Source organism: Streptomyces sp. NPDC037126 (assembly GCF_055605965.1).
The window spans coordinates 1-22,208 of the sequence record NZ_JBVJTD010000030.1; the positions used below are offsets into that span (position 1 = coordinate 1).

The 22,208-nt window shown below is 70.3% G+C and carries 16 protein-coding genes and 1 pseudogene; 5 read left to right on the forward strand and 12 right to left on the reverse strand.

Annotated features, from left to right (window positions below; translation table 11 throughout):
- The 3 genes from ACZ7FF_RS38910 to ACZ7FF_RS38920 all read right to left on the reverse strand — a co-directional run.
- Positions 1-196: hypothetical protein (locus ACZ7FF_RS38910; RefSeq protein WP_470818689.1), on the reverse strand; the 196-nt coding region annotated here is incomplete at its 3' end.
- Positions 197-1,519: 1,323 nt separating this feature from the next.
- Entirely contained in the window at positions 1,520-2,233 is a 714-nt protein-coding gene (locus tag ACZ7FF_RS38915; RefSeq protein WP_470818691.1) for an aggregation-promoting factor C-terminal-like domain-containing protein, read from the reverse strand.
- Between the two features lie 1,061 nt (positions 2,234-3,294).
- Positions 3,295-3,912, reverse strand: coding sequence for a TetR/AcrR family transcriptional regulator (locus ACZ7FF_RS38920; protein WP_470818692.1), 618 nt, complete (start codon positions 3,910-3,912; stop codon positions 3,295-3,297).
- A gap of 142 nt (positions 3,913-4,054) precedes the next feature.
- On the opposite strand from ACZ7FF_RS38920, the gene ACZ7FF_RS38925 reads away from it, so the two are divergent.
- Positions 4,055-5,731 (forward strand): CocE/NonD family hydrolase, encoded by a 1,677-nt coding sequence (locus ACZ7FF_RS38925; protein WP_470818694.1) that lies wholly within the window; start codon positions 4,055-4,057, stop codon positions 5,729-5,731.
- Positions 5,732-5,960: 229 nt separating this feature from the next.
- Here the strand turns inward: ACZ7FF_RS38925 and ACZ7FF_RS38930 are convergent, their stop codons facing one another.
- Positions 5,961-8,147, reverse strand: coding sequence for a DUF8189 domain-containing protein (locus ACZ7FF_RS38930; protein WP_470818696.1), 2,187 nt, complete (start codon positions 8,145-8,147; stop codon positions 5,961-5,963).
- Positions 8,148-9,281: 1,134 nt separating this feature from the next.
- Here ACZ7FF_RS38930 and ACZ7FF_RS38935 point away from each other — a divergent pair.
- On the forward strand, positions 9,282-10,358 hold the full coding sequence (locus tag ACZ7FF_RS38935; RefSeq protein WP_470818697.1) for a hypothetical protein: 1,077 nt from the start codon (positions 9,282-9,284) through the stop codon (positions 10,356-10,358).
- Positions 10,359-10,566: 208 nt separating this feature from the next.
- Here ACZ7FF_RS38935 and ACZ7FF_RS38940 read toward each other — a convergent pair whose 3' ends face one another.
- Complete coding sequence (locus ACZ7FF_RS38940) at positions 10,567-10,761, reverse strand: helix-turn-helix domain-containing protein (protein WP_470818783.1); 195 nt, start codon at positions 10,759-10,761, stop codon at positions 10,567-10,569.
- A gap of 371 nt (positions 10,762-11,132) precedes the next feature.
- Here ACZ7FF_RS38940 and ACZ7FF_RS38945 point away from each other — a divergent pair, with 371 nt between their 5' ends.
- Positions 11,133-11,978: a hypothetical protein gene (locus ACZ7FF_RS38945; RefSeq protein WP_470818698.1), complete on the forward strand. Its 846-nt coding sequence runs from the start codon at positions 11,133-11,135 to the stop codon at positions 11,976-11,978.
- 190 nt (positions 11,979-12,168) lie between these two features.
- On the opposite strand, the gene ACZ7FF_RS38950 is transcribed toward ACZ7FF_RS38945, so the two are convergent.
- The gene (locus tag ACZ7FF_RS38950) at positions 12,169-13,467 is read right to left on the reverse strand and encodes a PucR family transcriptional regulator (protein ID WP_470818700.1); all 1,299 of its coding nucleotides are present in this window, start codon (positions 13,465-13,467) and stop codon (positions 12,169-12,171) included.
- Positions 13,468-13,658: 191 nt separating this feature from the next.
- Here ACZ7FF_RS38950 and ACZ7FF_RS38955 point away from each other — a divergent pair, with 191 nt between their 5' ends.
- Positions 13,659-15,038: an alkyl sulfatase dimerization domain-containing protein gene (locus ACZ7FF_RS38955; protein ID WP_470818701.1), complete on the forward strand. Its 1,380-nt coding sequence runs from the start codon at positions 13,659-13,661 to the stop codon at positions 15,036-15,038.
- 81 nt (positions 15,039-15,119) lie between these two features.
- Here the strand turns inward: ACZ7FF_RS38955 and ACZ7FF_RS38960 are convergent, their stop codons facing one another.
- The 4 genes from ACZ7FF_RS38960 to ACZ7FF_RS38975 form a co-directional block, all read right to left on the reverse strand.
- Entirely contained in the window at positions 15,120-16,322 is a 1,203-nt protein-coding gene (locus ACZ7FF_RS38960; RefSeq protein ID WP_470818702.1) for a cytochrome P450 family protein, read from the reverse strand.
- A gap of 153 nt (positions 16,323-16,475) precedes the next feature.
- Entirely contained in the window at positions 16,476-16,637 is a 162-nt protein-coding gene (locus ACZ7FF_RS38965) for a hypothetical protein (RefSeq protein WP_470818704.1), read from the reverse strand.
- A gap of 253 nt (positions 16,638-16,890) precedes the next feature.
- A complete protein-coding gene (locus ACZ7FF_RS38970; RefSeq protein WP_470818706.1) occupies positions 16,891-18,435 on the reverse strand; it encodes a hypothetical protein in 1,545 nt (514 codons plus the stop codon).
- 458 nt (positions 18,436-18,893) lie between these two features.
- Positions 18,894-19,112 carry a cold shock domain-containing protein gene (locus ACZ7FF_RS38975; protein ID WP_470818708.1) on the reverse strand — a complete coding sequence of 73 codons (219 nt, stop codon included), beginning with the start codon at positions 19,110-19,112 and terminating at the stop codon, positions 18,894-18,896.
- 578 nt (positions 19,113-19,690) lie between these two features.
- Here ACZ7FF_RS38975 and ACZ7FF_RS38980 point away from each other — a divergent pair.
- A pseudogene (locus ACZ7FF_RS38980) lies at positions 19,691-19,813 on the forward strand (cold-shock protein); the annotation flags it as partial.
- 202 nt (positions 19,814-20,015) lie between these two features.
- On the opposite strand, the gene ACZ7FF_RS38985 reads toward ACZ7FF_RS38980, so the two are convergent.
- Together ACZ7FF_RS38985 and ACZ7FF_RS38990 are read right to left on the reverse strand one after the other, a co-directional pair.
- Positions 20,016-20,402: a DUF6009 family protein gene (locus ACZ7FF_RS38985; protein WP_470818710.1), complete on the reverse strand. Its 387-nt coding sequence runs from the start codon at positions 20,400-20,402 to the stop codon at positions 20,016-20,018.
- 125 nt (positions 20,403-20,527) lie between these two features.
- The gene (locus tag ACZ7FF_RS38990; protein WP_470818712.1) at positions 20,528-22,081 is read right to left on the reverse strand and encodes a DNA primase family protein; all 1,554 of its coding nucleotides are present in this window, start codon (positions 22,079-22,081) and stop codon (positions 20,528-20,530) included.
- Between the last annotated feature and the right edge of the window lie 127 nt (positions 22,082-22,208).

A 22,208-nucleotide genomic window follows, 5' to 3' on the forward strand; every position in this document is an offset into this window, starting at 1 on the left:
AGGCCGCGATCACCAGCAGGCAGACCCCGAAGAACGTACCGACGATCTTCTTCCAGGTGAACAGCCTGCGTATGAAGCTCTTGCGGGGTCCCCCGCCGGGCCCGGCGCCGGCTTCGGGCGTGGAGCGGCGACGCTGGGGCGGCGCTGCGCGGTGGCCGCCGCGCTCTCGCGCTCGTCTCTCTTCCGCTCGTCCCATGGGTCCTTCGCTCCGCTTGCGTCTCGGTGGTCAGCTCCGGACAACATCCGGCACAACAGACGCACACAGCCGCTCGAGTGCGATCTGGGGGAACCCTGCACAGTGCGCAGGGGTCGGTCAATCGATGCCGCACAGCCGCGGACCCCACCGGCCTGTTGGGCTGGTGCCGGTGAGGCGCGCGCGGAGGCACACCGTATGCGGGGGCCGACCGTTTTTTCCCCGGCCTCCCGCGTCCGGAAAACGATGTCCCGGGCTGGAGCCGGGAACGTGAAGGGCCACCGGCCCGCTCGCCGCCTCCGGTAATGCTCAGCCAACGCGAGCGTTCCCGGTGACTGCCCCGGCGGACGGTGCCGGCGTCGTCCCGGTTGCGTGTGGGCGCGGGCCGCCCGTCGGTCCTCCGGCTTCCCGCCGGCGCCGAATGTCTCCGGACCGCGTCGCCGCGCTCGTCCTGGCACTCGTGGCTCGGCGGCCGCTGTTCAGCAGCCACATGTCCCGGTTCTGTACGACCTCCAGCGAGGGCCTCACGGATCGCGTTGCCCAGGCAGCGGGGCGTCGGACTTGCTCACGGCGGGCACGCCCCGTGCCGGCGGTGAGAAGAAGGCAAGGCATCTGGGCCTTTCGGAGCGGCCAGTAGGGTCGCCCGTATGGGGAGGGGGGCCAAAGTGCCGAGCGCTCGAAGGACCAGGACCCGCACGTGCCTGAAGTGCGGCGGCCCGCTGCCGGAGAGCCGCGTGCCGCGGCTCTTCTGCTCACCGCGTCATGCGGCAGCGGGCGTGTGGATGAGCGTGTTCGTCGTCGCCCTGCTGGTCGGGCGCCTGTCTCACCTGTGGGCGCTGTTCGGCTGAGCCGACCGGGGTGTCGGTCTCGGACGACGCCCTCCCCGGCGGCCCCGCAGACGGACTTCGGACGCGGAGTGGCCGGCCGCCCTGAACCGGGAGGCCTTCTCCCCCGCCGCGGCGGATGTCGTCCACGAGGGAATGCGGTGCGCCGTCGGTGAGAGCCGGTGTTCTCAACCGATCGGGCCGTCTCCAGCGTCGGCCAGGCCCCGGCCGAGGTGCGGGCGGTGCCGGCCTGGACCCGTGCGACGTGGGCCCTGCTCCTGCCACGGCGGCCGGCCGGGACTCCCCGGTGGCCGCTTCGGCGCAGGGCCGGGCATGTGCCACGGCCGCTTCGTCGCGGGCCTCCCGCCGCATGCGCTGAACGGCGTCCAGGGCGGCACGGGTGAAGGCACCGCACGGCCGAGTCGGATCACGACCACGGCCGGGGTGAGGACCATGGACACCGCCGTCATGGCGAGCAGTGCGTTCTTGCGACCCGGCGGGTCTAGTACCAGTGGTTGGCCTGCCAGAAGGACCAGGCCTGGCACGGGCTGCCGTACCGGCTGTTCATGTAGGTGAGGCCCCACTTGATCTGGGTGGCCGGGTTGGTCCGCCAGTCGGCGCCCGCGGAGGACATCTTGGAGCCGGGGAGGGCCTGGAGGAGGCCGTAGGCGCCGGAGGAGGCGTTCGTCGCCTGGTAGTTCCAGCTGGACTCACGGTCCACGATGTTGCTGAAACACTGGAACTGGTCGCCCGCCACCATCTGGCGCGCCATCGCCCGGATCTGCGCGGCGCTGTAGCTGCTCTGGACCTGGGAGCTGGAGGATTCCCGGACGCTGTCACGGCTGGCCGCTTCGGTCTTGGCCTGGGCGCGCTTCTTGGCCTCCTCGGCCGCCTTGTCCTCGGCCGCCTTCTCGGCAGCGGCCTTCTTGGCGATCGCGGCCTCGGCGGCCGCCTTGCGGGCCGCCGCCTCTGCGTGCTTCCTGGCGCTCGCGTCGGCGGCGACGGCCTGGGCGTCGGCCTGGCGCGTCAGGGTCGCGGACTGGACCTGGGCCTGCTGACCCGCGGGTATGTCCGCGAGGAGCGTGGTGTCGGCGGCCGTCGGCTCGGCGTCGTTGTTCTGCGCGACGCTGCCCGAGGCAACTCCGACGACGCTTCCGACGGCGGTGACCGCGGTGGCCGAGGCCACTGCGAGTCCCCGGACCGAAATCCGGCTCACACGGTTTTCCTTCCGGCATCGCCCCCTTCGGTGACCCTGGCGGACGCGATCGTGCCCCTGGCACTGGCCTCCCCACTGCGGGGTCACGGGAGGCGCGGGCCCGGTGGGCAACTCACCCGGAGGGAGTGCCGCATGTGCGTGGGCGGCATACGAGCGGCTGTGTGGAGTTGGCGAGGTGCCGTACCGCTGAGGGCACAGGTGTGTCGTATGCGGGGCCTGACAGGGCTGAGACCCTGCCGTAACCGCACGCCGGACGGCAACTCCGCGTCGCGTCAAAGGCTCGCGCCCGTCCAGCCCCGCGACCGTGCCCCATGCGGTGCTGCGGCCGCGTCGCGTGGAGCGGAAGAGGGCTGCCGCGCGTACGAGAAGAGCGAGGTGATCGCGGGGATGTCGCTCGCAGCGGTGGTGGAGCCTGCTGCAGCCGGTCAGCCGCGAGAGGGTGGGTGCGGGGCCCGGTCTGCGGCGTCCCGATCGCTCACCGGATTCGACACCTTTGCGGTCGGTGCCGAAGCAGGGCGCCAAGGCCCGACCGACGACGACACCGGCACAGCGATGCTGCTCTCGGCCGACTCGCGGCGCGCGTGTGCTCCGTCCTCGGCCGCCTCGGTGCCCCGCACGCATCCTTCGCCGGCCGGTCTCCGTGAGGGTGTCCCGGTGACCGGCGCACCGAGGGCGTGACTCCGGGCAGGGGGTGGCGGCGGGACACTGCCGCCGCCGGGCAGCGGGCACCGCGTGGACGCGGGGGTATGCGTCACGTTCGCTCTCCGTGGTCTCGGCTGTGGTCAGCGCGCCGGTCGAGCCCGCTGTTACGAGGTGTCCCCGGCGGCGCGGCGTCCGTGCAGCGTCCCGGACGGCTGGTGCCGGGCATCGGGCCACCGCCTCGGCCGGTCACGGGCCGGCGCCCGATACCCGCGCCGGCGCGCCGCAGCCCGTCCCACCAAGCGCCGGGTGGCCGAACCTCGCCGGGAAGGGGCACGCCTCGCTGCCCGAATAGGGGCCTGTCTTCCGGGTCTTGCCGGGGGTCGCGGGGTGCCCGAAGGCGCCGCCTTCCGGCACCGGCCTTATCCGGAAGAAAGGCCCTGGTGGTGCCGGCTCCGGTGGCGGGGGGCGAGTACGGCTGCGCTCAGAGTCTGTTTCATCCACCGGCGGAAATCGTCGTGCTTGTAGCCGAGACGGTGAACCAGCAGGTCGTAGCTGTCAGGACTCGCGATCGCCCACGCCGTGTCGACCGCGGCTTCGGGCGTGAGGCCGTCGGCCAGTGCCGTTGCGGGGATGCCGTCGAGCACGCGGGCAAAGAACCGGTGCCGCAGGAGTTGGAGTTCGTTCCAGTCGGCCGCGATTTCAGGTTCGACGGCTGAGGCGTCCCGGTAGAGGCGCCATCCGGTCGCGGCGCGTTCGGCGATGTCCGCGACGAGATCGGCCAGTTCTTCCAGTCGCTCCGCAGGCGACATGCCCTCGAATCGCGCGGTCGCGTCTTCCGGGGAGGAGGCATCTCCGGAGAGGGCTCTTTCCATGTATCCGCGAAGAAGTTCCCGTTTGCTTCCCCACACCAGGTACAGGGTGGGCACGGAGACTCCGGCCGCGGCGGCGAGCCGGGTGACCGTCGTCCGCGTGTAGCCGTGTGCCGTGAACTCTTCCTCGGCGGCCTCCAGCAGCCTGTCGCGGGTCTCCCGCCGCAAGGCGTCGCCGATCCTCTTCTGGCGGCTCCGGTGTTCCGGTTCGTCGGTTCGGTCGACGGTCATGACAGCAGCATACCATCATGCTTTTAAGTGCCAATAAAGAGAACTAGAACGCGACTAAAAAGCATGGTAGGACGAAGCCATGAAGAAGACCACGCTCGATCGTCCCTGGAGACGCCCCGGCGCCATGGCCTACGCACGTCGCCGGATCGCCACTGCGCTGCGCCCCCCTGTCACCGTGTACCCGATGCCGTCGGACATCACGAAGGACGAGGACGTACCGGTGCGGATGCGGGACGGCGTCACGCTCCGCCTGAACCTGTTCCGCCCCACCGGTGACGGCCCGTTCCCGGTCCTCCTGTCGGCGCACCCCTACGGGAAGGACTCCGTACCGAAGAGGAGGCGCGGGAAGTGGTCGGTGAATCCGCAGTTCCGGGTGATGAACCAGTCGGCGCCGCTGCGGATCTCGGACCAGACCAGCTGGGAAGCTCCGGATCCGGTCTGGTGGGCCCGGCGAGGCTACGCGGTCATCAACCTGGACACGCGCGGTGGCGGTCACTCAGAGGGCCGCGGCGACCTGCTCTCCGACCAGGAAGCCGACGACATCGCCCAGGTGATCGCGTGGGCCGCGGAGCAGCCGTGGTCCACGGGCCGTGTCGGCATGCTCGGCGTGTCGTATCTCGCCCTGTCGCAGTACAAAGTCGCCGCGCTCAACCCGCCCGCCTTGAGGGCGATCTGTCCGTGGGAGGGCTTCACCGACGCCTACCGCGACCTCTTCACCCCTGGCGGGGTCGTCGAGGACGGCTTCGCCCGCGTCTGGCTGTTCCTCACCGGCCGAACAGCCCGCCTGAAGTCCAGTCTCGCGGCCGAGCGGCGCAGGCACCCCCTCCGCGACGCGTGGTGGGAAGCCCTCACCCCGAGCCTGTCCGAGATCACGGTCCCGATTCTGGTGTGCACCAGCTTCTCCGACAGCAACCTCCACAGTGCGGGATCGATGCGCGCCTTCCAGCGCGTCGGGTCCACGGAACGGCACGCCTACACGCACCGCGGGCCCAAGTGGGCCTCCTTCTACGGCGAGGAGGCCCTCCGGGTCCAGCTCGCGTTCTTCGAACGGCACCTGCGCGAACAGGACGTCCCCCCGCTGCCCCGCATGCGGCTGGAGATCAGGGACCGGCTCGATCACGTCGTCCAGGTGCGCGACGAGCAGGAATGGCCACTCGCACGCACCGACTGGCGCCGCCTCTGGCTCGCCGACGGCGGCGCCCTGAGCGATGTCGAGGGCAGCACGGGAAGCGTCACCTTCGACCTGCGCCGCAACGCGGCCGTCTTCGACCATCGCTTCGACAAGGACACCGAACTCAGCGGGCCGATGACCCTGCGGCTTCGCGTGGCCACCACCGGCGCCAAGGACCCGCGGCTCTTCGCCGGAATCGAGAAACGCTCGCACGACGCACCGGTGGCGTTCGAAGGAAGCTACGGGTACGGACGCGACATGGTCGCTCAGGGCCGCCTCCGTCTCGCGCTGCGCGAACTCGACCCGGTGCTCAGCACCCCCCACCAGCCGGAGCACACCTTCCGAACGCTCCAGCCGGTCCAGGACGACGAAGAGATCGAGGTGCTCATCCCCCTGAGCTCTTCCGCGACCCTCTTCCACGCCGGGGACACACTCCGGCTCATGGTGGCCGGCCGATATCTGCAGCCCCGCAACCCTCTCTTCGGTCATTTCCCCACCCACTACCGACCGACCGCTTCGGGAAAAGCCACCATCTTCTGGGGACCCGGCCACACGTCCGCCCTTGAGATCCCTGTCATCCCGTAGAGGTGGCCGGCCCCGCACCCAACCGCGGCCGCTGCCGTGCGATGCCCGCGTGGACCGGGCACAGGAGCGCACCGCCCCGCCCCTGACCGCAGGGCCGCGCACGCGTCGGGCCCGCCCGTCCGCAGGCCCCGCAGCCCTGCCGGACGAGTCTCCGGCAGGGCGCGAGCGGCCGACGGCTTCGGTGCCGGCGGCGGACCGGAGCGGCTCGGGCGAGGCGCCCCGGGTGGGGTCAGCGGGAGGACAGCAGTACCTGTGCGGACCCGTCGGGCATGCCCGCGATGCCCACCTGGTCGGCGGCGAAGTAACCCGCCCCGCGGACACCTGCGATGGCGCGGAACGGTGCGAAGCCCGCATCGCCCCGGATGCTGTGGTAGACGTTGCCGTCCAGACCGACGGCGAGGATCTGGCTGGTCCCGTCCGGCATTCCGGTCAGGGCGAGAGCGGACGCTCCCATCGCCTGGGTGGAAGGTCCCTTCGGGGTGAACCAGTTCTCCCAGGTCCCGTCGGCGTGATGCGTGGTGGCCCAGATGTTGCCGTCGTTGCCGATCGCGGTGATCTGGCTGTCCCCGTCGGGCATGGCGGCGATCGCGAGATCGTGCCCCTGGAAGTCGGGCGCCCCGCCCGTGCCCTTGACGATGGTCCACGGCTTCCAGGAGCCGTCCGTGGCGCGTGTGCCCAGCCGCATCCTGCCGTCAGCGCCGAAGAGCAGTACCTGACTGGATCCGTCGGGCATGCCGGCGATGGCCGCCTTGGTGGCCACGACCGCGCTGCTGCCGTCGGTCATGGGGGCCCAGCCCTGCCAGGAGCCGTTCGCACGGCGGATGTTGTGCCACACGTGACCGTCCTTGGCCACCGCGACGACCTGCGCGTCGCCGTTGGGCATGCCCGTGACGGACACGTCCGTGGCCGCGAATCCCGGGCTCTTGCCGTCGGCGGCCGGCAGGATGTTCCAGCCCTGCCAAGAGCCGTCGGAGCGGCGGACGTTGTGCCAGACGTCGCCGTCCAGGCCGATGCCCACCACCTGTGCGCTGCCGTCCGGCAGCGCGGCGACGGACTCGCTCGAACCCTGGAAGCGGAAGGAGCCGGAGGCTCCGTCGAGTGCGCTCGGGCTGGTCCACGAGCCCGAGGGCAGGCGGGCGACGTCGTAGTACGTGTGCGGCGTGACGGGAACCGTCAGGTTCTTGGAGATGATCTCCTGTTGCAGTTCTCCGGTTCCGACGCCGGCGGCGTTCTGGTTGACGTCGTCGGTCATGACGATGTTCATGTTGTCGGTGACGTTGGAGGTGTTCCAGTCACCGCGCAGTTTGTCCAGCAGCTGCTTGTTCAGCCGGTGCTCGATGGTGAGCAGGATGTTGTCGGCGACACTGGACGGGAACAGCTTGAGCTCGCTCAGGAACCAGGCGGCCCCCGCCAACGGGATGGAGTTGGTCGGGTCGACGATGCCCTGGAGGACGAAGAGCTTGTTCGCGTCGTCGCCCGGTGCCCTGCCGAGCACCTCGGAGGCCCGGTTGATCACCGCATCCCGGTTCTCCTGGTCCTGGTCCTTGTCGAACATCTTCAGCAGGATGTCCGCGGCGTCGTGGCTGACCTCGAGATAGCTGCCGCGGTCGGACGAGGCCGACGGCTGCCAGGCCCACGGGTAGGTGGTGCTGCTGGAGGCGTCGATGAGGACGACGTGCTTGCCCGCGGCCATGAACTGGTTGTACGTGGAGGTCGGGCTCAGCGAGCCGTCGGCGATCTCGGGGTTGTCCAGCCGGCTGCCGTCGAGGAGGCCGCCCAGCTCGGATATGGCGGCGCGGCTGTCCTCCTTGGCCGTGGCGGGCGGCGCCGCGGTCTGGACCCGGACGATCACGATCTCCTTCTTGTGCCGGTGGACCCAGTCGCCGAGTTCGTCGGCCTCGCCCTTGACGGTGTGACCCTTGCCGTCGAAGGAGTCGAAGAACTGCCGACCGAGCGGGCCTCCGTGGTACAGGTACCATCTGCCGCCCTGCTCGCACAGACGCAGGTCCAGGTACCGGGACCCGCCGTCGAGTTGCTGGACGAGAGAGCCGCTCTGGCTCCTCGACATGCTCGCGGCAACCGACAGGTTCTTCTTCGCGACCGAGGCGGAGTCACCCCAGTCGCAGATCCCGCTGTCCTTGGTGATGCCCGCGGTTCCCGCGTCATGGCTGCCGGGCATGACGATCCGGTTCAGCGGCCGGTCACCGATCGCCGCGTTCATCTGCTCCATCCAGGAGCCGAGATCCGACGGGGCCTGGTCGGCCCTGACCCCGGGCCGTGCCCCGTGAACGGTGTGCGGGGCCGTCGCCGCGACGGCCGCGGGGGCGCCGGCGGCCAATAAGAGTCCGGCGGTCGCGGCCGCCGTGGCCAGCTGTCGCCCGGGGCGTGCGGATACACCGCGCGTCCTGTTGAGCATCGAGTTCTCCTGCCGATAGTGACCGGTGGAAAGCCGCGCCATGGGCCGACGCGGCGCGAGCACCGGGATCAGAGCGCCTCGCGGGATGGAAGCGCTCCCAGTGCGGCGAGTGTGTGATCACACATGATGTCCCGTCAATCGCCACACGACCCACACACATGGCATCGACTCACCGGGCGCGCCGCCTTGCGCACCCATCGCGTACGTCCCGGTCGCGGGGAACGACTCCCCCTCGCCGACCTCGGCGCGCCTCGTCACGGCGCATCCCCCGTATGCGGGCGCGCTCGGTCGCCGCACGGCCTCTGACCAGCGCGACTCCCCCTCTTGTCATGCTCGCTCCGCCAGGCGCCACCCGGCCCCCGTGCCGGTGCCCGGCCCCTCCCCCAAGCGCATGCGGGAGCCGTCCCACGGCCGGCTGCGGGTACTCCTGTCCGTCGTGACCGGGGATGCTCCGCGGACATGGCAGACCCCTTCTCGGATGCATGTCACGGGGCGTCAACCGCTCACTTCGGGTGAGCGATCCGGGGCGCCGCACGCACCTACGCACGCCAGGCAGGCGGGCCGGCCGGCCGGCCGGCGCTCCAGTGCGTCGGCACATGCATCCGGCCCATGTGCACCTGCCCACCGCCGCGTCACCATTTCGTGGACCTGCTGCACACGGCGGGGCTCGACGCCAATGGGCGGCGAGGACCCGGCGGAACTCCGGGCGTCCGGGCCGGCCGACTCCGTCACCGGGCGGGCCGGCGCGCCACTGCGAGCGAGAGTTCGCCTCGGCGGCGCGAGGGACCTGTCCGGCGAGCAAGCGCCGGCCGTCACCGTCGGTCGGGCCTCGTCCGGTTCGGCGCCACGGAATGAGGGCGGCACTGCGGGGGGCCGAGCAACGCGCTCTGCGCCGGGGGTAGTTCCCTCATGCCCTGTCGTCTACCCCTTCGGTCCTGTTCCCGGGGCCGTGGTCGTCCCATGCTGGAGGCTCGAAGGCCGAGGGACCGGCACCGCGTGCCGTTGTCCGGCGCGGTGGCCGCTCGGTGACCTCCGGTGCACCGCCGGCATCCCCCGCCCACATGGGCCCACTCCGACCGCGAGCGGTGTCGGCGGCAGCAATGATCATGGTGATCGGGCAGGAGCGAGGCTGATATGAGAAAGAGATTCCGACTGCGAAGGGTTGCTCCGCTGCTGGCTCTGGCCGGGCTGCTGATCCCCGTGGCGGCGTTGGCCTCGAGCCCCGGCGCCGCCGGTGTCACCACGACTCTCGGTAGCCCGAAGATCGTCCCGATTCCCGCCAATCCGGTGCACTGGTACGCGAACGACTCGACGTTCCCCTATCTGCGCAACTCCAAAGGCACCACGAACATCACGTTCTGGGTGGACGGCGCGAACTATCGCAGCTCCGGGAAGAGCCTGGACAAGATGGGGCCGATCCGTCCCACGACGGCGGTGCTGCGCAAGGGTGCCGCCAACGCCTTCGACGGCAACGGCGTCTGGCTGTCGTCGGCGCAGCGGGCCCCGGGGAAGCCGGGGGGTGTCATCTACGGCTTCTACCACGCCGAGGACCACCGGTTCGCGGACGGAAAATACGGCGAGTGGAATTCCACCGGTCTCGCCACTTCCACGGACGACGGGGCCACCTGGACCAAGCGAGGGGAGATCATCGGCAAGGCCAAGCCGGCCGCCCACGCCTTCGGCGGGATCGAGGCGAACTCGGTGGTGTACGACCCGGTGGCGAAGCGATGGCTGGCGATCGGGCACGGAACCGGGTACGTATCGACGGACCCCGAGGCCGCACCGGGTACCTGGAAGGGCTGGTACGACGGCGCGTTCCGCACCCGGATGCCCTCCACCTCGTCCTCTCCCCGGCTGCAGTCGCTGCCTGGCCTGTCGAAGAACATGGCAACCGACAATGTCACGTGGAACACCTACCTCAAGCGCTTCGTCATGGTGTGGCAGGCATGGGGGAACAACAAGGACGTGAAGATCACCACCAGTGCCGACGGAGTGCACTGGGATCCGTCCCGCACTCTCTTCAGCGTCAGTTCGTCACGAAACATCGGCTACGTACAGATCATCGGTACCTCGAGCAGCGAGTCCGGGGCAGACGCGACGCTGGTCTACGAGCAGTCGCCGTCCACGACGGGGCGGTATCGCGACATGATCGAGCGGCCGATCCACTTCCATGGCAAGGGGGCGACGTCGCCGAAGACCACGGCGCCCTGAGGCGGCCTCCGCGACGGCCGGGGCACCCCGGTCCCCACCCCGAGTTCGCGCACGCGGGCGACGTCGGTGGGCCCTGCGCGCTCCGACGCCGCCGGGGCCGAAGGGGCCAGGTGACATGGCGAGGGCCGACGGAGTCCGCTGGTTCTGCCTGGCCGAAACGGTGTGGCCAATCCCCTTCGCATGTGCACGGGAACCCCTGATTCGACGTTCATCCGCCCGCTGCGTCCTCGGCCTCCCGGCGCAGCAGGTCACCCGGCTGGCACTCGAGCACCTCGCAGAGCGCGGCGAGCGTCGCGAAGCGCACCGCCTCGGCGCGGCCGTTCTTGAGTACCGCCAGGTTGGCCGGAGTGATGCGGGAGCGACCCGTCCTCCGGATCGCTCCCGCCGACCACGCCCACACCATCCCTGCCTGCACGAACACGGTGCCGGTGAGCACCACCACGAGCACGGCGCGCAGCGCACGCACTGTCAGCTTTCCCGTCCGGCACGGGGTCCCTCCGTGCGCCCACGGAGGTGAAGGTGCCTCAGGCGCTGCCACCTCGCTGCCCGATAGGGGCGGGTTCCCTTCCCGGTCGGGCAGCTCGGCGACGGTGGCACGGACCCCCGGCAGGCGTATCCGCCCTGGCCGCGCCGGTACATGAGCCCGCCCCCGCCGTGACGGTTGGGGCAGGTGCGCGGCGCTTCGGCTCGGCACCTGTCATCGCCGGGGGTACTGACGGTGGCCCGCGGCCGGCTCTACGATCACGTGCCCGATCCCGACCAGACGGGGGACACATGACCTCTCGTACCCGCACCGCCGCGATCCTGCTCGCCGTCACGGCGGCAGTCGTGACCGCCATGGGACAGCCCGCCGCCGCGGCGGATCCGTCGCCCGGCGGCTGGAGCCCCGAGGGCTACTCGCACGTCGACTCCTTAACCGGAGGCGAGGGCCTGGCCAGCGGCCCGGACGGCTCACTGCTCTACCGCGGACTCGCCTCGGTACCGCTGTCGCTCCGGACGAAGGGGTGGAACCACATCGGTGACCCGGACATCTCCGAGGGGGGCTACGTCTTCGACGCCTACCAGAACGACGGGACGACATCGAAGATGTTCACCGTCACCACGCCCCAGGGGCAGCGCTACGAGTACGAGCACACCCTCGACGGCGGCGAGGCGCACAACAACTCCTTCGCCGCCGTCTCGCCGGACGACCAGTGGCTCGTCTCCGGCGAATGGGGCGACGAGAACCGGCTGCAGGTCTTCCCCGCGCCCCTGCTCAACGCCTCGACGCCGAGCACCGGCGGTGCGCTGCCCCAGGCGGGGCAGATCTCCCTCGACCGCACCGTGAACAACGTCCAGGCGTGCGACTTCGTCTCCGGCACACGTCTGGTGTGCGTCTCGGACGACGCGACGAAGGATCTGCTCCAGGTGGACCTCCCGCACGCACTGGACGGCAACCCCACCACGGGCACGGTCACCACGCTGCTCCAGCTGCCGCGCAAGAGCATCTGCTCGGGCAGCTTCGAGGCCGAGGGCGTGGACTACGACCCGCGGACCCGGACTCTGCGGGCCGAGGTCGTCCCGCCGGGCATCTGCAAGGTCGCCACCAGGGTGTACGCGTACCGGCCGACCACCGGCTGACCGCCTGAACACCGGACGACCGCCCGACCCGCGCCGGAGCAGCATGTCACTGAGGGCCGGAAGTCGCGCCGCGTGTGCCGACCCGGCCTCGCCGAGGCGGCCCCGTCGACTCGGCGGGGCCGGCTCGGCGAGCGGGTCGCAGGTGGGCGCGCCGTGCCGGGCGGGAGGCGGTCGGCGTGTGCGGCGGCCTTCAGACGGCAGGGGCGTTGACCAGGCCGCGGGCGGCGAGCGCGGCGAGGGCGAGTGCGTAGCCGTGGGGTGTGGTGAGGTCCGCGCCCAGCAGTTCGCCCGCCCGGCGGACGCGGTTGTCGACGGTGTTCGGGTGGAGTCCGAGGGCCTGGGCGGTCGCCCGCCGGTCCTGCTGGTGGGCCACGTAACCCCGTAGCGTCACGGCGAGTTCGGGACGGGCCAGTACCGGGTCCAGCAGGCTCCCCAGTGCCCCGGCGCTGCGGCCCGGCCGGCTGAGGTGGTACTCCAGCAGCACGTCCCGCATCCGGTGCGGACCTGGCCCCCGACCAAGCGCGAGAGCCAGCCCGAGGACCTCCCGTGCGCGGGCCGCCGCCTCCGGCAGATCTGCGGGGTCGTCCGCCGCGTCCACCGCGGCGGGTACGGCCTCCTCACCGGCTCCGATCAGCAGACCGGCCACCTCCTCCGCCAGTCGGCCGTGTCCGTCACGGCCTCGGGGGAGCAGGATGTAGCCGAGGTCGTCGGCCAGCAGTACCAGGGCCTCCAGGCCGTCGCCGCGGTCCAGCCGCCGCTGCCACGACCGCTCCAGCCGCCGCCTGGACACCGCGCCGCTCCGGCCGCTCCCCGACTGGGACGTGGGCGGCTGGACCACCACGACGACCGCGCCGCGCGGGAAGCCGAGGGTGTCCAGCTCCTCCCCCGACAGCTGCGATCCGTGCACGAGGGCGAGCCCCAGGGACCTGCGGCGCTCCCGGGCATGTGTCCCAGCGGCGCTCTGCTCGGCGGTATAGGCGGCCACGACGTCGCCGATGTCTCCCGGCAGCGCCGAGAAGAGCAGGTCGGCCAGCTCCAGCAGGGGGCCTTCCTCTCCCGGTTCCGCCAATGCGCGCAGCACCGACCACATCTCCTGGCGCGCGACCAGATGCGCGTGGACCAGCGCGGTCAGCGGGAAGCCCTCGCGTGCCCGTTGCGCGGCCCGTCGCCGGAAGAGCCGGTAGGCCTCCGCTCCGGCTGTCGTCATCTCGCCACGCGCGACCTGCGCGAACACCCGCAGACCTTGGCGAACCGTCTCCGCGATCTCCACGTCGACCATGTCGTCCGGCAGGTCGCGGTACCCCGGCAGGCCGTCGAAGCTCTCCCGCGAGATACGGCGGGCGAGCGCGTTGATCCCCGCCTCCCACCGGGACGCCAGCCGTCGCGCCTGCTCCGAGACCTGCAGGGCCGGGGCCGACAGGGCCGGGGCCGTGTCCGCGGCGGCGGGGTCGCCGGCGGTGGTTCGGGCGGTGGCGGCGCGGTCGGACATGGCGACTCCTCGCCGGAGTGGGCGCCGTGTCCGCGGCGCCGGGCCTGTGATGTGTCACAGAGCCTGTGTGACGTCAGCCGCTTGTGTCGACATGACTCGGATCACACACTCACAACCCTGATCCGGACTCCGATCCGGAGACCGCCGCCTCGGACAGACCACCTCGCAGCCCAGTGCACAGGGAGAATCCCGTGAACGACCACATCCCGGCCGCCTACCGCGCCTACCTCGACCGCGTCTGGGAGGGCACCGCGTCCATAGGCGAGCACATGACCGGTGCCTGGTCCAAGGACGGCCTGATCCCGGTCGCCCCCGGCGCCGCGGTGTTCGCCTCGTTCGCGAACGTCGCCGTCCTCGACACGGGCGACGGCCTGGTGCTGATCGACTCCGGCGAGTTCCGCACCGCCGAGGAGCTGCACCGCCAGGTCCGCGCCTGGTCGGACGCGCCGGTGGCGGCCGTGGTCTTCACCCACGGACACGTCGACCACGTCTTCGGCGTCCACCCGTTCGACGCCGAGGCCGGGAGCCGGGGCACCGCGCGGCCGGAGGTGATCGCGCACGAGCTGGTCGCGGAGCGCTTCGACCGCTACGCGGCAACCGCCGGGTACAACAGCTGGATCAACCGCCGCCAGTTCCAGCTGCCCGCGCTGGAGTGGCCCACCCGGTACCGTCGCCCGGACACCGTCTATCGCGACAGCCTCAGCCGCCGCCGCGGCGGGCTCACCTTCGAGCTCCACCACGCGCGCGGCGAGACGGACGACGCCACCTGGGTATGGATCCCCGAACTGCGGGCCGTCTGCACCGGCGACCTGTTCATCTGGAACGCTCCGAACGCGGGCAACCCCCAGAAGGTCCAGCGCTACCCGCTGGACTGGGCCCGTGCGCTGCGGGCGATGCGGGAGCTCGACGCGGAACTGCTGCTGCCCGGCCACGGCGTGCCGATCGTCGGTGCCGAACGAGTGCGCCAGGCACTGGGCGAGACCGCGGAGCTGCTGGAGACGCTGTGCGAGCAGACCCTGGAGCTGATGAACACCGGGGCCCGGCTCGACGAGATCGTCCACACGGTCCGCGCCCCCGAGCACCTGCTCGCCCGCCCCTACCTCCAGCCCCTCTACGACGAGCCGGAGTTCGTGGTCCGGAACCTGTGGCGGCAGTTCGGCGGCTGGTACGACCAGAACCCCGCCCACCTCAAGCCCGCACCCGACGCCGTCCTCGCGGCCGAGGTCGCCCGGCTCGCCGGCGGCCCGCGGGCGCTCGCCGCCCGCGCCACCGAACTCCTCGCGGCGGGCGAGGACCGCCTCGCCTGCCACCTCGCCGAATGGGCCGCCCAGGCCGCGCCGGACAGCCGCGAGGTCGCCTCCGTCCGTGCCGACGTCTACGCCCGCCGCACCGATAGCGAGCGCTCCACCATGGCCAAGGGCGTCTTCACCTGGGCCGCCTGCGAGTCCCGCGCGCACGCCGCCGGACGGGACATGTTCGAGGTCCTGGCCTCCTCGCACACCGGGGAGCGCGACAGCCTCGGCACGGTCGTCGTCGACACCGCGCGGCGGGCCGGGCAACAGGACGCGTGACACGCGGGCTTCGTGCTCGCCACCCCGGAGGGCGGGAAGCCGTCCTGGTCGTCCGGACCGCCGAGTCCCCGACTCAGCGGGTCAGTTCGGGGGCCGCAGTCGCACGGGGACCTTGAGGTGTCCGTGCGCGATGAGGCTCGGCAACGGCTGCAGCTTCTCGGGTGGCACGGCGAGAGCCATGTCCGGGAAGGTGTCGAACAGGGCGGGAAGCGCGATCCGTGCCTCGGTGCGGGCCAGGGCGGCGCCGAGGCAGAAGTGTGCGCCGTGCCCGAAGGCGAAATGCTGCTTGTCCTCACGCAGGACGTCGAAGTCTCCGGCGGTGGCGCCGTGCAGGTCGGGGTGGCGTCCGGCGGGGCCGTACGAGGCGAGGATGGCCTCGCCCCGGCGGACCACGATGCCGTCGGGGAGGGATATGTCCTCGACCGCGTACCGCAGCGGCAGGTGGCTCACCGGGGCCGCGTAGCGGAGGGACTCCTCGATGACGTCGTCCCAGGAAGCGCGCCCGGCTCGGACGTGAGCGAGCTGGTCGGGGCGTGAGAGCAACGCGACGACGGCTTGGTCGAGCAGGTTGATGGTCGTCTCGTAGCCTGCCGTGATCACCGTGAGCAGCGTGTCCAGCAGTTCCTGCTCGGTGAGCGCGTCTCCGTTGCCCTCGTCGTCGCGCACGTGGATGAGCGCCGAGGTGAGGTCCTCCCCGGGGGTGGCACGCTTCGATGCGACCAGTTCGGTGAGCATGCCGTACAGGTCCGCGGTGTTGGCGCGGGCCTCCTCGTAGGTCAGCGAGGTGTCGAAGACTCCGTGGACCACTGTACGGAAGTGGGCCCAGCGCTCTTCGGGCAGACCCACGAGGTCACTGATCACCTGGATCGGAAGGGGCGCGGCAAAGGCTTCGCGCAATTCGATCGCTTCGCCCGGCCGGGTTTGGGCCATCTTGTCGATGATGCCGGCCGTGATCCATTCGATCCGTGGCGTCATTGCGACTGTGCGCCGGGCGGTGAACGCCTTGCTGACGAGACCACGCAGCCGCCGTAACTCGTCCCCATAGGCGGTGAACATGTCCTTCAAACTGACCCATAGGGCTAGCGGCCACCTGTCGGATATCTCGCCGTTGATGAATGCGGGCCAGTGCTGACTGGCGTCCTTCGAGACTCGACGGTCGTTCAGCAGAACCTTGAGTACAGCGGGATCGCTGACAGACCACGCGGGCACGCCGAGGATGTCCACGAGCGTGGCGGGGCCGGCGGTGTGGAGGGTGGCTTCCTCGGTCTTTCTGCCGCGGCCCATGGGATCGAGCACAAGGGGCTGGGTACGGTCCAACTAATTCTCCTCGGGAGCGTCCGGATCAGGAGCACCGCACTCTAGCTCCACCGGCCACGGCCGAACGGCGGACTGGATACCCGGCCGTTGAACTGACGCCGAATCAGTCAGGGATGTTGATCATTCTCGCCGATCGGCCGGTGGGCTGCCCGTCAGTCGCTGGACGGTTTCCTCCAGCTCGCGCGGCTGGTCCGCGGAGAACTGCTCGTCGTCGTAGTCGAGAACCAGCATGGGAGTTCTGATGCGGCTCGCGACGTCGTCGGTGAGGGCGAGTGCCTCCATGGCCCTGGCCGGGGTGTAGATGATTGTCCGGACTTCGACGGTACGAGCCTGCCTGCTGCGCGTCGAAATGCTCGGATGCTCTGAGCATTGGGTGTGAACAGGAGGCACGAACAGGAAATGGCGGTCCGGGCGCCGGTTCGGGAGGGGGAAAGTGCGTGCACGGCTGCGCGTTCACCCTCTGGGCCGGACCTCTCGGCGCAGGTCCGGCCCAGGGCGGCAGGCGTGGTCGGCGCGGTGCGGAGTACCGCCCGGGCTATCGGGCGGCGAGGTCGAGACCGAGGGCGGGGATCCGCAGAGAGCGGGTGCTGACCTCGACGCCGGTCGTCGTGAAGCGGCGGGCCCGCAGAACGCCGGTCACGAAGGCGCGGACCTCCTGAGGCTGCTGGGAGAGCTTGCTCAGCAGTGTCGCGGGGACTTCCACGGCTCCGTCGTACGCACGCGGGTTGTCATCCAGGCCATCGGCCCGGGGGAACTGCCGCAGGGGGTCCACTGTGTGCAGCGTCAGACGGAGCGAGGAACCGCCACGGAAGCGGAGATCCAGTGGTGTCGCGCCCGTGGCGGTGTTGAAGCCGGCCACCTCGGCGCTGTAGCCGCTGCCGTTCCCCGCGTAGGAGAAGGGCGACGGCGGAGCCAGGGTGTCGGCGGAGCGGTCGTCGGCCGTGTTGTCCAGCAGCCGTCGCCGCAAGGGGTCTGCGGTGGGAACGAACGACCACTCGGGGGCACGCATGTCCTTGTGCCACAGGCCCGTCACGCCGTTCTTCACGCCCTCCACCCGCAGTTCCCTGGCGTTCGGCCCGGGACCGGACTTGTGGACCGAGATGAGGTCGGTGATCTCACCCGGGACCTTCGGCTGGTGGACCCAGTCCTGCGCGGGGAGCTGCACGGCCGCGTAGTGGTGGTCGAGGCGCTCCAGCAGCAGGTTCGGTGCGGTGGGCAGACCGCTCTGGTCCTCGTAGGAGTAGCGGAAGACGACGGAGTTGGCGCCGGACATGTCGAAGTCGTACGTGCGGGTGTACATGTCTCCGTAGCGGTTCGTCACGAACACGGTGGAGCCGCTGGCCGACAGCCTCGTCGCCTGGAAGCGCCCGTCCGCGGGAGCGCGCAGCTGATAGCTGTGGTCGCTCGGCAGCCATGGGTCCAGGTAGGTGATCCGGCTTCCGTCGCCTGTGAGCGCGTATACGTGGCTCACCTTGGCGGGCTCGATGTCGTGCGCCTTGCCGATCCCGTCGCTCCATTGCTCGTCCTCGGCCGGCGAGATCACCGACCAGGCCCAGTCGATCGTGCGGTCCGGCAGCGTGTTGCCGCTGCCCAGCCAGAGGGGCGCACCGAATCTGCTCGTCCAGTTCCACCAGCGCGGCGCGTTCATGGCGTGGTCCATGGTGAACAGCCGGCCATCCGCGTCGGCGGCCACCAGTTCGTCGTCGTCGGCGGAGATGCCGCTGATCCGGCCGTCCAGGCAGTCAGGGACCGGCACCACGCGCCAGCCGCCGCGGAGGTCTGCGGGCTTGACGTACACACCGCCGTCGGCCAGGGCGAACGACCACACGCGGTTGAACGTACCCTGCGTGTCCCGGAAGCCGACCTGATCGGGTAATCGCACGTCGGCCGGCGCGTGGGGCAGTGCCGTGATCCCGTCGGTGCCGTCGGCGGGCACGTCGGGCGCTCCCGCGGTGCCGACCGGGGAACACCGCTCGGCCTGGGTGCGCGCGCTGGCCTGCGGGGCGGTCACCGCGGTGCCGGCGACCAGGAAGGCCAGCGCGAAGACGGCTGACCGGCGTTGAAACACCCTTGTACCCATGCTCTTCCCTTCGTGCGGGGGCATGCCCGGGGCCCCTTCGACCCGGGTGCCGGGGACGGGGAGTTACCGCCGGACACCATGCCCCGACGGCCGCGCCCGGGACACCGCCACCGGGCAACCGCCCCTCTTTGTGAAAGAGGTGTCCCTGGAGACGAAGTGACGCTCGGGTGGATCTTGCCCGGCCCCGGACGCGTCAATGTCCCGGTCGGCTGCCCGACGCCGGTCTCGTGCCGAAGGCCGCGAACGGTACGGCAGGGCGGCAGCGATCCGGCGCACGCCGGTGAGCGGGCCGTGTCCCGGACGCCCTGGCGCGCGCCGCCACAGGAGCCTGTGCCCTTACCGCCGAACGGCACGAGAACGGCCCGGTCGCTGTCTCGTTCGCCATTCTGAACAGGCAGAAAGCGGTGCGAGACAGGACCGGGCCGGCGTTTTCGTGCCCGAACTCAGAACGTGAACGGTCAGGGGAGCACGGTGACGGCCTCCGCCTGGGGACCCTTGTGGCCCAGCACCACGCTGAACTCCACTCGCTGACCTTCTTCAAGAGAACGGAACCCGTTGGCCTGGATGCTCGAGTAGTGAACGAAGACATCGGTACTCGTGTCGTCCGATGCGATGAAGCCGAAGCCCTTCTCCGCGTTGAACCACTTGACTGTTCCGGTGGTCCTGTCATCTGCCATTTCTGCCCTCCAAAGGGTCTCAGAGCCGGCCGCCACACTGTGCGGAAGCCAGAGGTGATCGCCCTGGTCCTCGGGAACTGTTAACGGCAGAGCCGCTGTGAACTGACATTGCAGTCATTCGTGCTTCGGAACCATGACGGGCCGCAATCAGTCGCCTGATATCGCCTCACCACAGGGAAACCATAAGGCCGGGCGGACCTATCGAGAAGGCCCTAAAGGGCAGCGCTGCGGGCTTCACCAAGGGGCGCGCGGCAGGGCCTCGCCACCTTCCTGTACCGCGGCGTACGCGTCGCGTCGAGGTCAAGTACCCCTCGTTACGGATCGTTTCGAGCGGTGCTCGGCCGCTCGGGCTCAACCCGCTCGGGCGGATCCTCAGGCCAACAGAAAAGGTGGTATTCGCCCGCAAGTCGCTCCATGGGGATGAGGTCGGTGATCCCGCAGACCCTCAAGACCTTCACACAGTGACCGGACGTACAGTCATAAAGCTTCTCCACGATGGAGATACGTTTAAGCTTTGACCGGTGACGGCCAGCGTTTCAGGCACACTGGTCAAACCGGAATTCAGTGCGGAGAGTTATATGGCAACTGGTTCGGTCAAGTGGTTCAACAGCGAAAAGGGCTTCGGGTTCATCGCGCCGGACGACAATAGTTCCGACGTTTTCATTCACTACAGCGCCATCAACGTGCCCGGATTCAAGTCCCGGCCGGACCCTTCTTCTCCGGGGTCTCACCCTGTTCGCTGGTGAGCCGCTGACGTGGGCACCACCAGGCGAACCGACGGGGCTGACGGGACTGTCGGAGCGGCATACCGTTCACACGGGGCCGGTGTGTTCCACACCCAGGCTCCGCCGACCCGGACGGCCGGTCCCGTCAGTCCCGCGTCTCGCGGCCCGCTCACGTCCCCTAACGGCCGGCGGGTGTTATCTCGGCGGCTCTGCCCTTCTGCGAGCGAAGGGTCTTGGCGCCCACCTTGCCCGCCTCGATGGTGCGGGGGTCGACGGCCTCGCCGGGGGCGCCCACCGAGTAGGGCCCGTGAGGCTGCTTGTCCCGGTCGTGGGGCAGGAGGAAGAAAGCACGGCGGGCGAAGAGACCCGAGTCGGGATCACTGGCGGCGTCCGGCCGGAGGTTGGTGTAGCCGATGAGGCGGCCGTCACGCGAGTATCGGGGCCTGCCCTTGCGGGTGGGCACCTTGTCCAGGGCCTGCCGGACGTAGTCGAGGTCTTCCGGGTCCTCCAGCCAGACCACTTCGGCTTCGTCGGTGAGCTGGCTGTCTTGCAGCATCGAGCTCATGGCCGCAGTCCCTCCTGTCCCGTGGGCCGGCCTCCGGCCGGATCGTGCGGCGCGCTCACCGCAGGTCGTCTCGTCCATTATCGCAAGAGTCCGCAACAGGAACCCGCCGGTCTCCCTGCGGAGCGTCATTCGTCCGGTCCAGCCCCGGCGACGGGGAGAAGGGCCAAGCCGGGGTAGAGCTTGCGGTCGTTGTTCTTGATCATCTCCGCCGGGGAGGCCAGGCCGAGTTCCTGACGGATGCGGCTGGCGAAGGCACGGCTCGTGGCGGGGCGGATCCCCTCGTCCGAACACCAGCGGCCGTAGGTCTCGTAGAGCAGCTTCTGCTCGACGCGCAGCTCGGGGTTGCGCTGTCCGCCCCGTCCCTTGGTGCACCGCTCGGCGATGAACCGGCCGATGTGGTCCTCGGTGCGCTCGTAGGCCTCGGTCGCAAGCCGCACGGAGGCCGGCCCATGGAGCGGGTCCCTGGTGGCGAGGTATTTCTGGGCGCCCTGGATGAGCCAGTTCAGGATGCCGGGGCCCTCGTCGCGGACGAGTTCCTGGGCAAGGTTGTCGATCTTGAGTGCGTCGGGGACCTTGCGTTCGAACGGGATGATCCTCATGCGCCGCCAGAACGCGTAGCCGCCGGTGCCGACTTCGGGCCGGTGGTTTCCCAGGAGCCACAGCTTGTGCGTGGGCCGGAAGGTGAAGAAGTCCTGCCTCATGCGGCGCGCGGTGATGGTGTCACCGCCGGTGAGCAGCTTGACGCGGGCCTCGTTGAACTTGTCGTTGGGCTTCAGCTCGGAGCACACCACGATGCGCCGGCCGTGCAGTTCGGTCAGCTCGGTACTGTGTTCGGTGAACTTGCCCTTCTCCATGAGGAAACCGGGCGGGGCGGCATTGGCGTAGTCCCCGAGGACCTGCATCATCACCTCCAGCAGGACCGACTTGCCGTTCGCTCCCGACCCGTACAGGAAGGGCAGGATCTGGGCGCCCACGTCTCCCGTGACCGAGTAGCCGAGCAGCAGGTGCAGGAACGCGATCGTCTCCTGCCCCTTGGCGTCGTCCCCGAAGGTGTCGCGCAGGAACCCGTGCCACCGGGGCAGGGGCATCTTCTCCGGGCCGACGGTGGTGGCGCGCGAGTGCATGTCCGACAGGGGGTCCGGCTTGCGCAACTCACCGGTCCGCAGGTCGACAACCCCGCCCGGGGTGCACAGGGCGTACGTGTCCCCGTCCATCGAATCGGGGTCGAGGCTGAGTCCCGGGGCCGCCTGCGCCTGCTCCAGCAGGGCCTTCATCCCTGCCGTCGACTGGGTGCGGCGCCGGTGTGTGGACAGCTCACGGTCGCTGAAGCCCCCGAGTGGGTCGCTGCGCGGCATTTGCTCGGCCATGTCCCCGGCGGCCCACATCGCACCCTTCTCCCCGCCTGTGCGCTTCCACCGGTACTGCTCCCAGCAGTACCACCCGAGACCCTCCACATGCCTGAAGCGATCGCTGTAAAGACGCGCGAACAGCTTGGCGTTGCCCCGGTCGGTCAGCTCGTCCGGCAGCAGACCCGCCGGTACGACTCGTCGTGCTCCGTCGCCTCCCGTCTGCGCCGGCACGGTCGCCTGGTCCCCGGACGGACCGATCTCGAGGCTTGTCTGACGGATCTGTCCGGCGGCGGCCGAGGTGTCGAAGCGTACCGACTCGGCGCTGCTCATGAGCGTCCCTTGTGAGAGCCCGGGTGGAGAGGGCCGGTGGAAGGTGCGGGAACGGGCCACGAGGTCCTGGCGAGTGCGTGCTCGCCGCGAACGCGCCGGGCACCGCTAGGTACTGACGAACCTGTCG

Excerpts from the sequence above, each read along its gene's own strand:
- ACZ7FF_RS38925 (WP_470818694.1), top strand. The coding sequence starts at position 4,055 with ATGAAGAAGACCACGCTCGATCGTCCCTGGAGACGCCCCGGCGCCATG.
- ACZ7FF_RS38930 (WP_470818696.1), bottom strand. The coding sequence starts at position 8,147 with ATGCTCAACAGGACGCGCGGTGTATCCGCACGCCCCGGGCGACAGCTG.
- ACZ7FF_RS38950 (WP_470818700.1), bottom strand. The coding sequence starts at position 13,467 with ATGTCCGACCGCGCCGCCACCGCCCGAACCACCGCCGGCGACCCCGCC.
- ACZ7FF_RS38945 (WP_470818698.1), top strand. The coding sequence starts at position 11,133 with ATGACCTCTCGTACCCGCACCGCCGCGATCCTGCTCGCCGTCACGGCG.
- ACZ7FF_RS38970 (WP_470818706.1), bottom strand. The coding sequence starts at position 18,435 with ATGGGTACAAGGGTGTTTCAACGCCGGTCAGCCGTCTTCGCGCTGGCC.
- ACZ7FF_RS38940 (WP_470818783.1), bottom strand. The coding sequence starts at position 10,761 with ATGGTGTGGGCGTGGTCGGCGGGAGCGATCCGGAGGACGGGTCGCTCC.
- ACZ7FF_RS38965 (WP_470818704.1), bottom strand. The coding sequence starts at position 16,637 with ATGGAGGCACTCGCCCTCACCGACGACGTCGCGAGCCGCATCAGAACT.
- ACZ7FF_RS38935 (WP_470818697.1), top strand. The coding sequence starts at position 9,282 with ATGAGAAAGAGATTCCGACTGCGAAGGGTTGCTCCGCTGCTGGCTCTG.
- ACZ7FF_RS38990 (WP_470818712.1), bottom strand. The coding sequence starts at position 22,081 with ATGAGCAGCGCCGAGTCGGTACGCTTCGACACCTCGGCCGCCGCCGGA.
- ACZ7FF_RS38975 (WP_470818708.1), bottom strand. The coding sequence starts at position 19,112 with ATGGCAGATGACAGGACCACCGGAACAGTCAAGTGGTTCAACGCGGAG.
- ACZ7FF_RS38960 (WP_470818702.1), bottom strand. The coding sequence starts at position 16,322 with ATGGGCCGCGGCAGAAAGACCGAGGAAGCCACCCTCCACACCGCCGGC.
- ACZ7FF_RS38985 (WP_470818710.1), bottom strand. The coding sequence starts at position 20,402 with ATGAGCTCGATGCTGCAAGACAGCCAGCTCACCGACGAAGCCGAAGTG.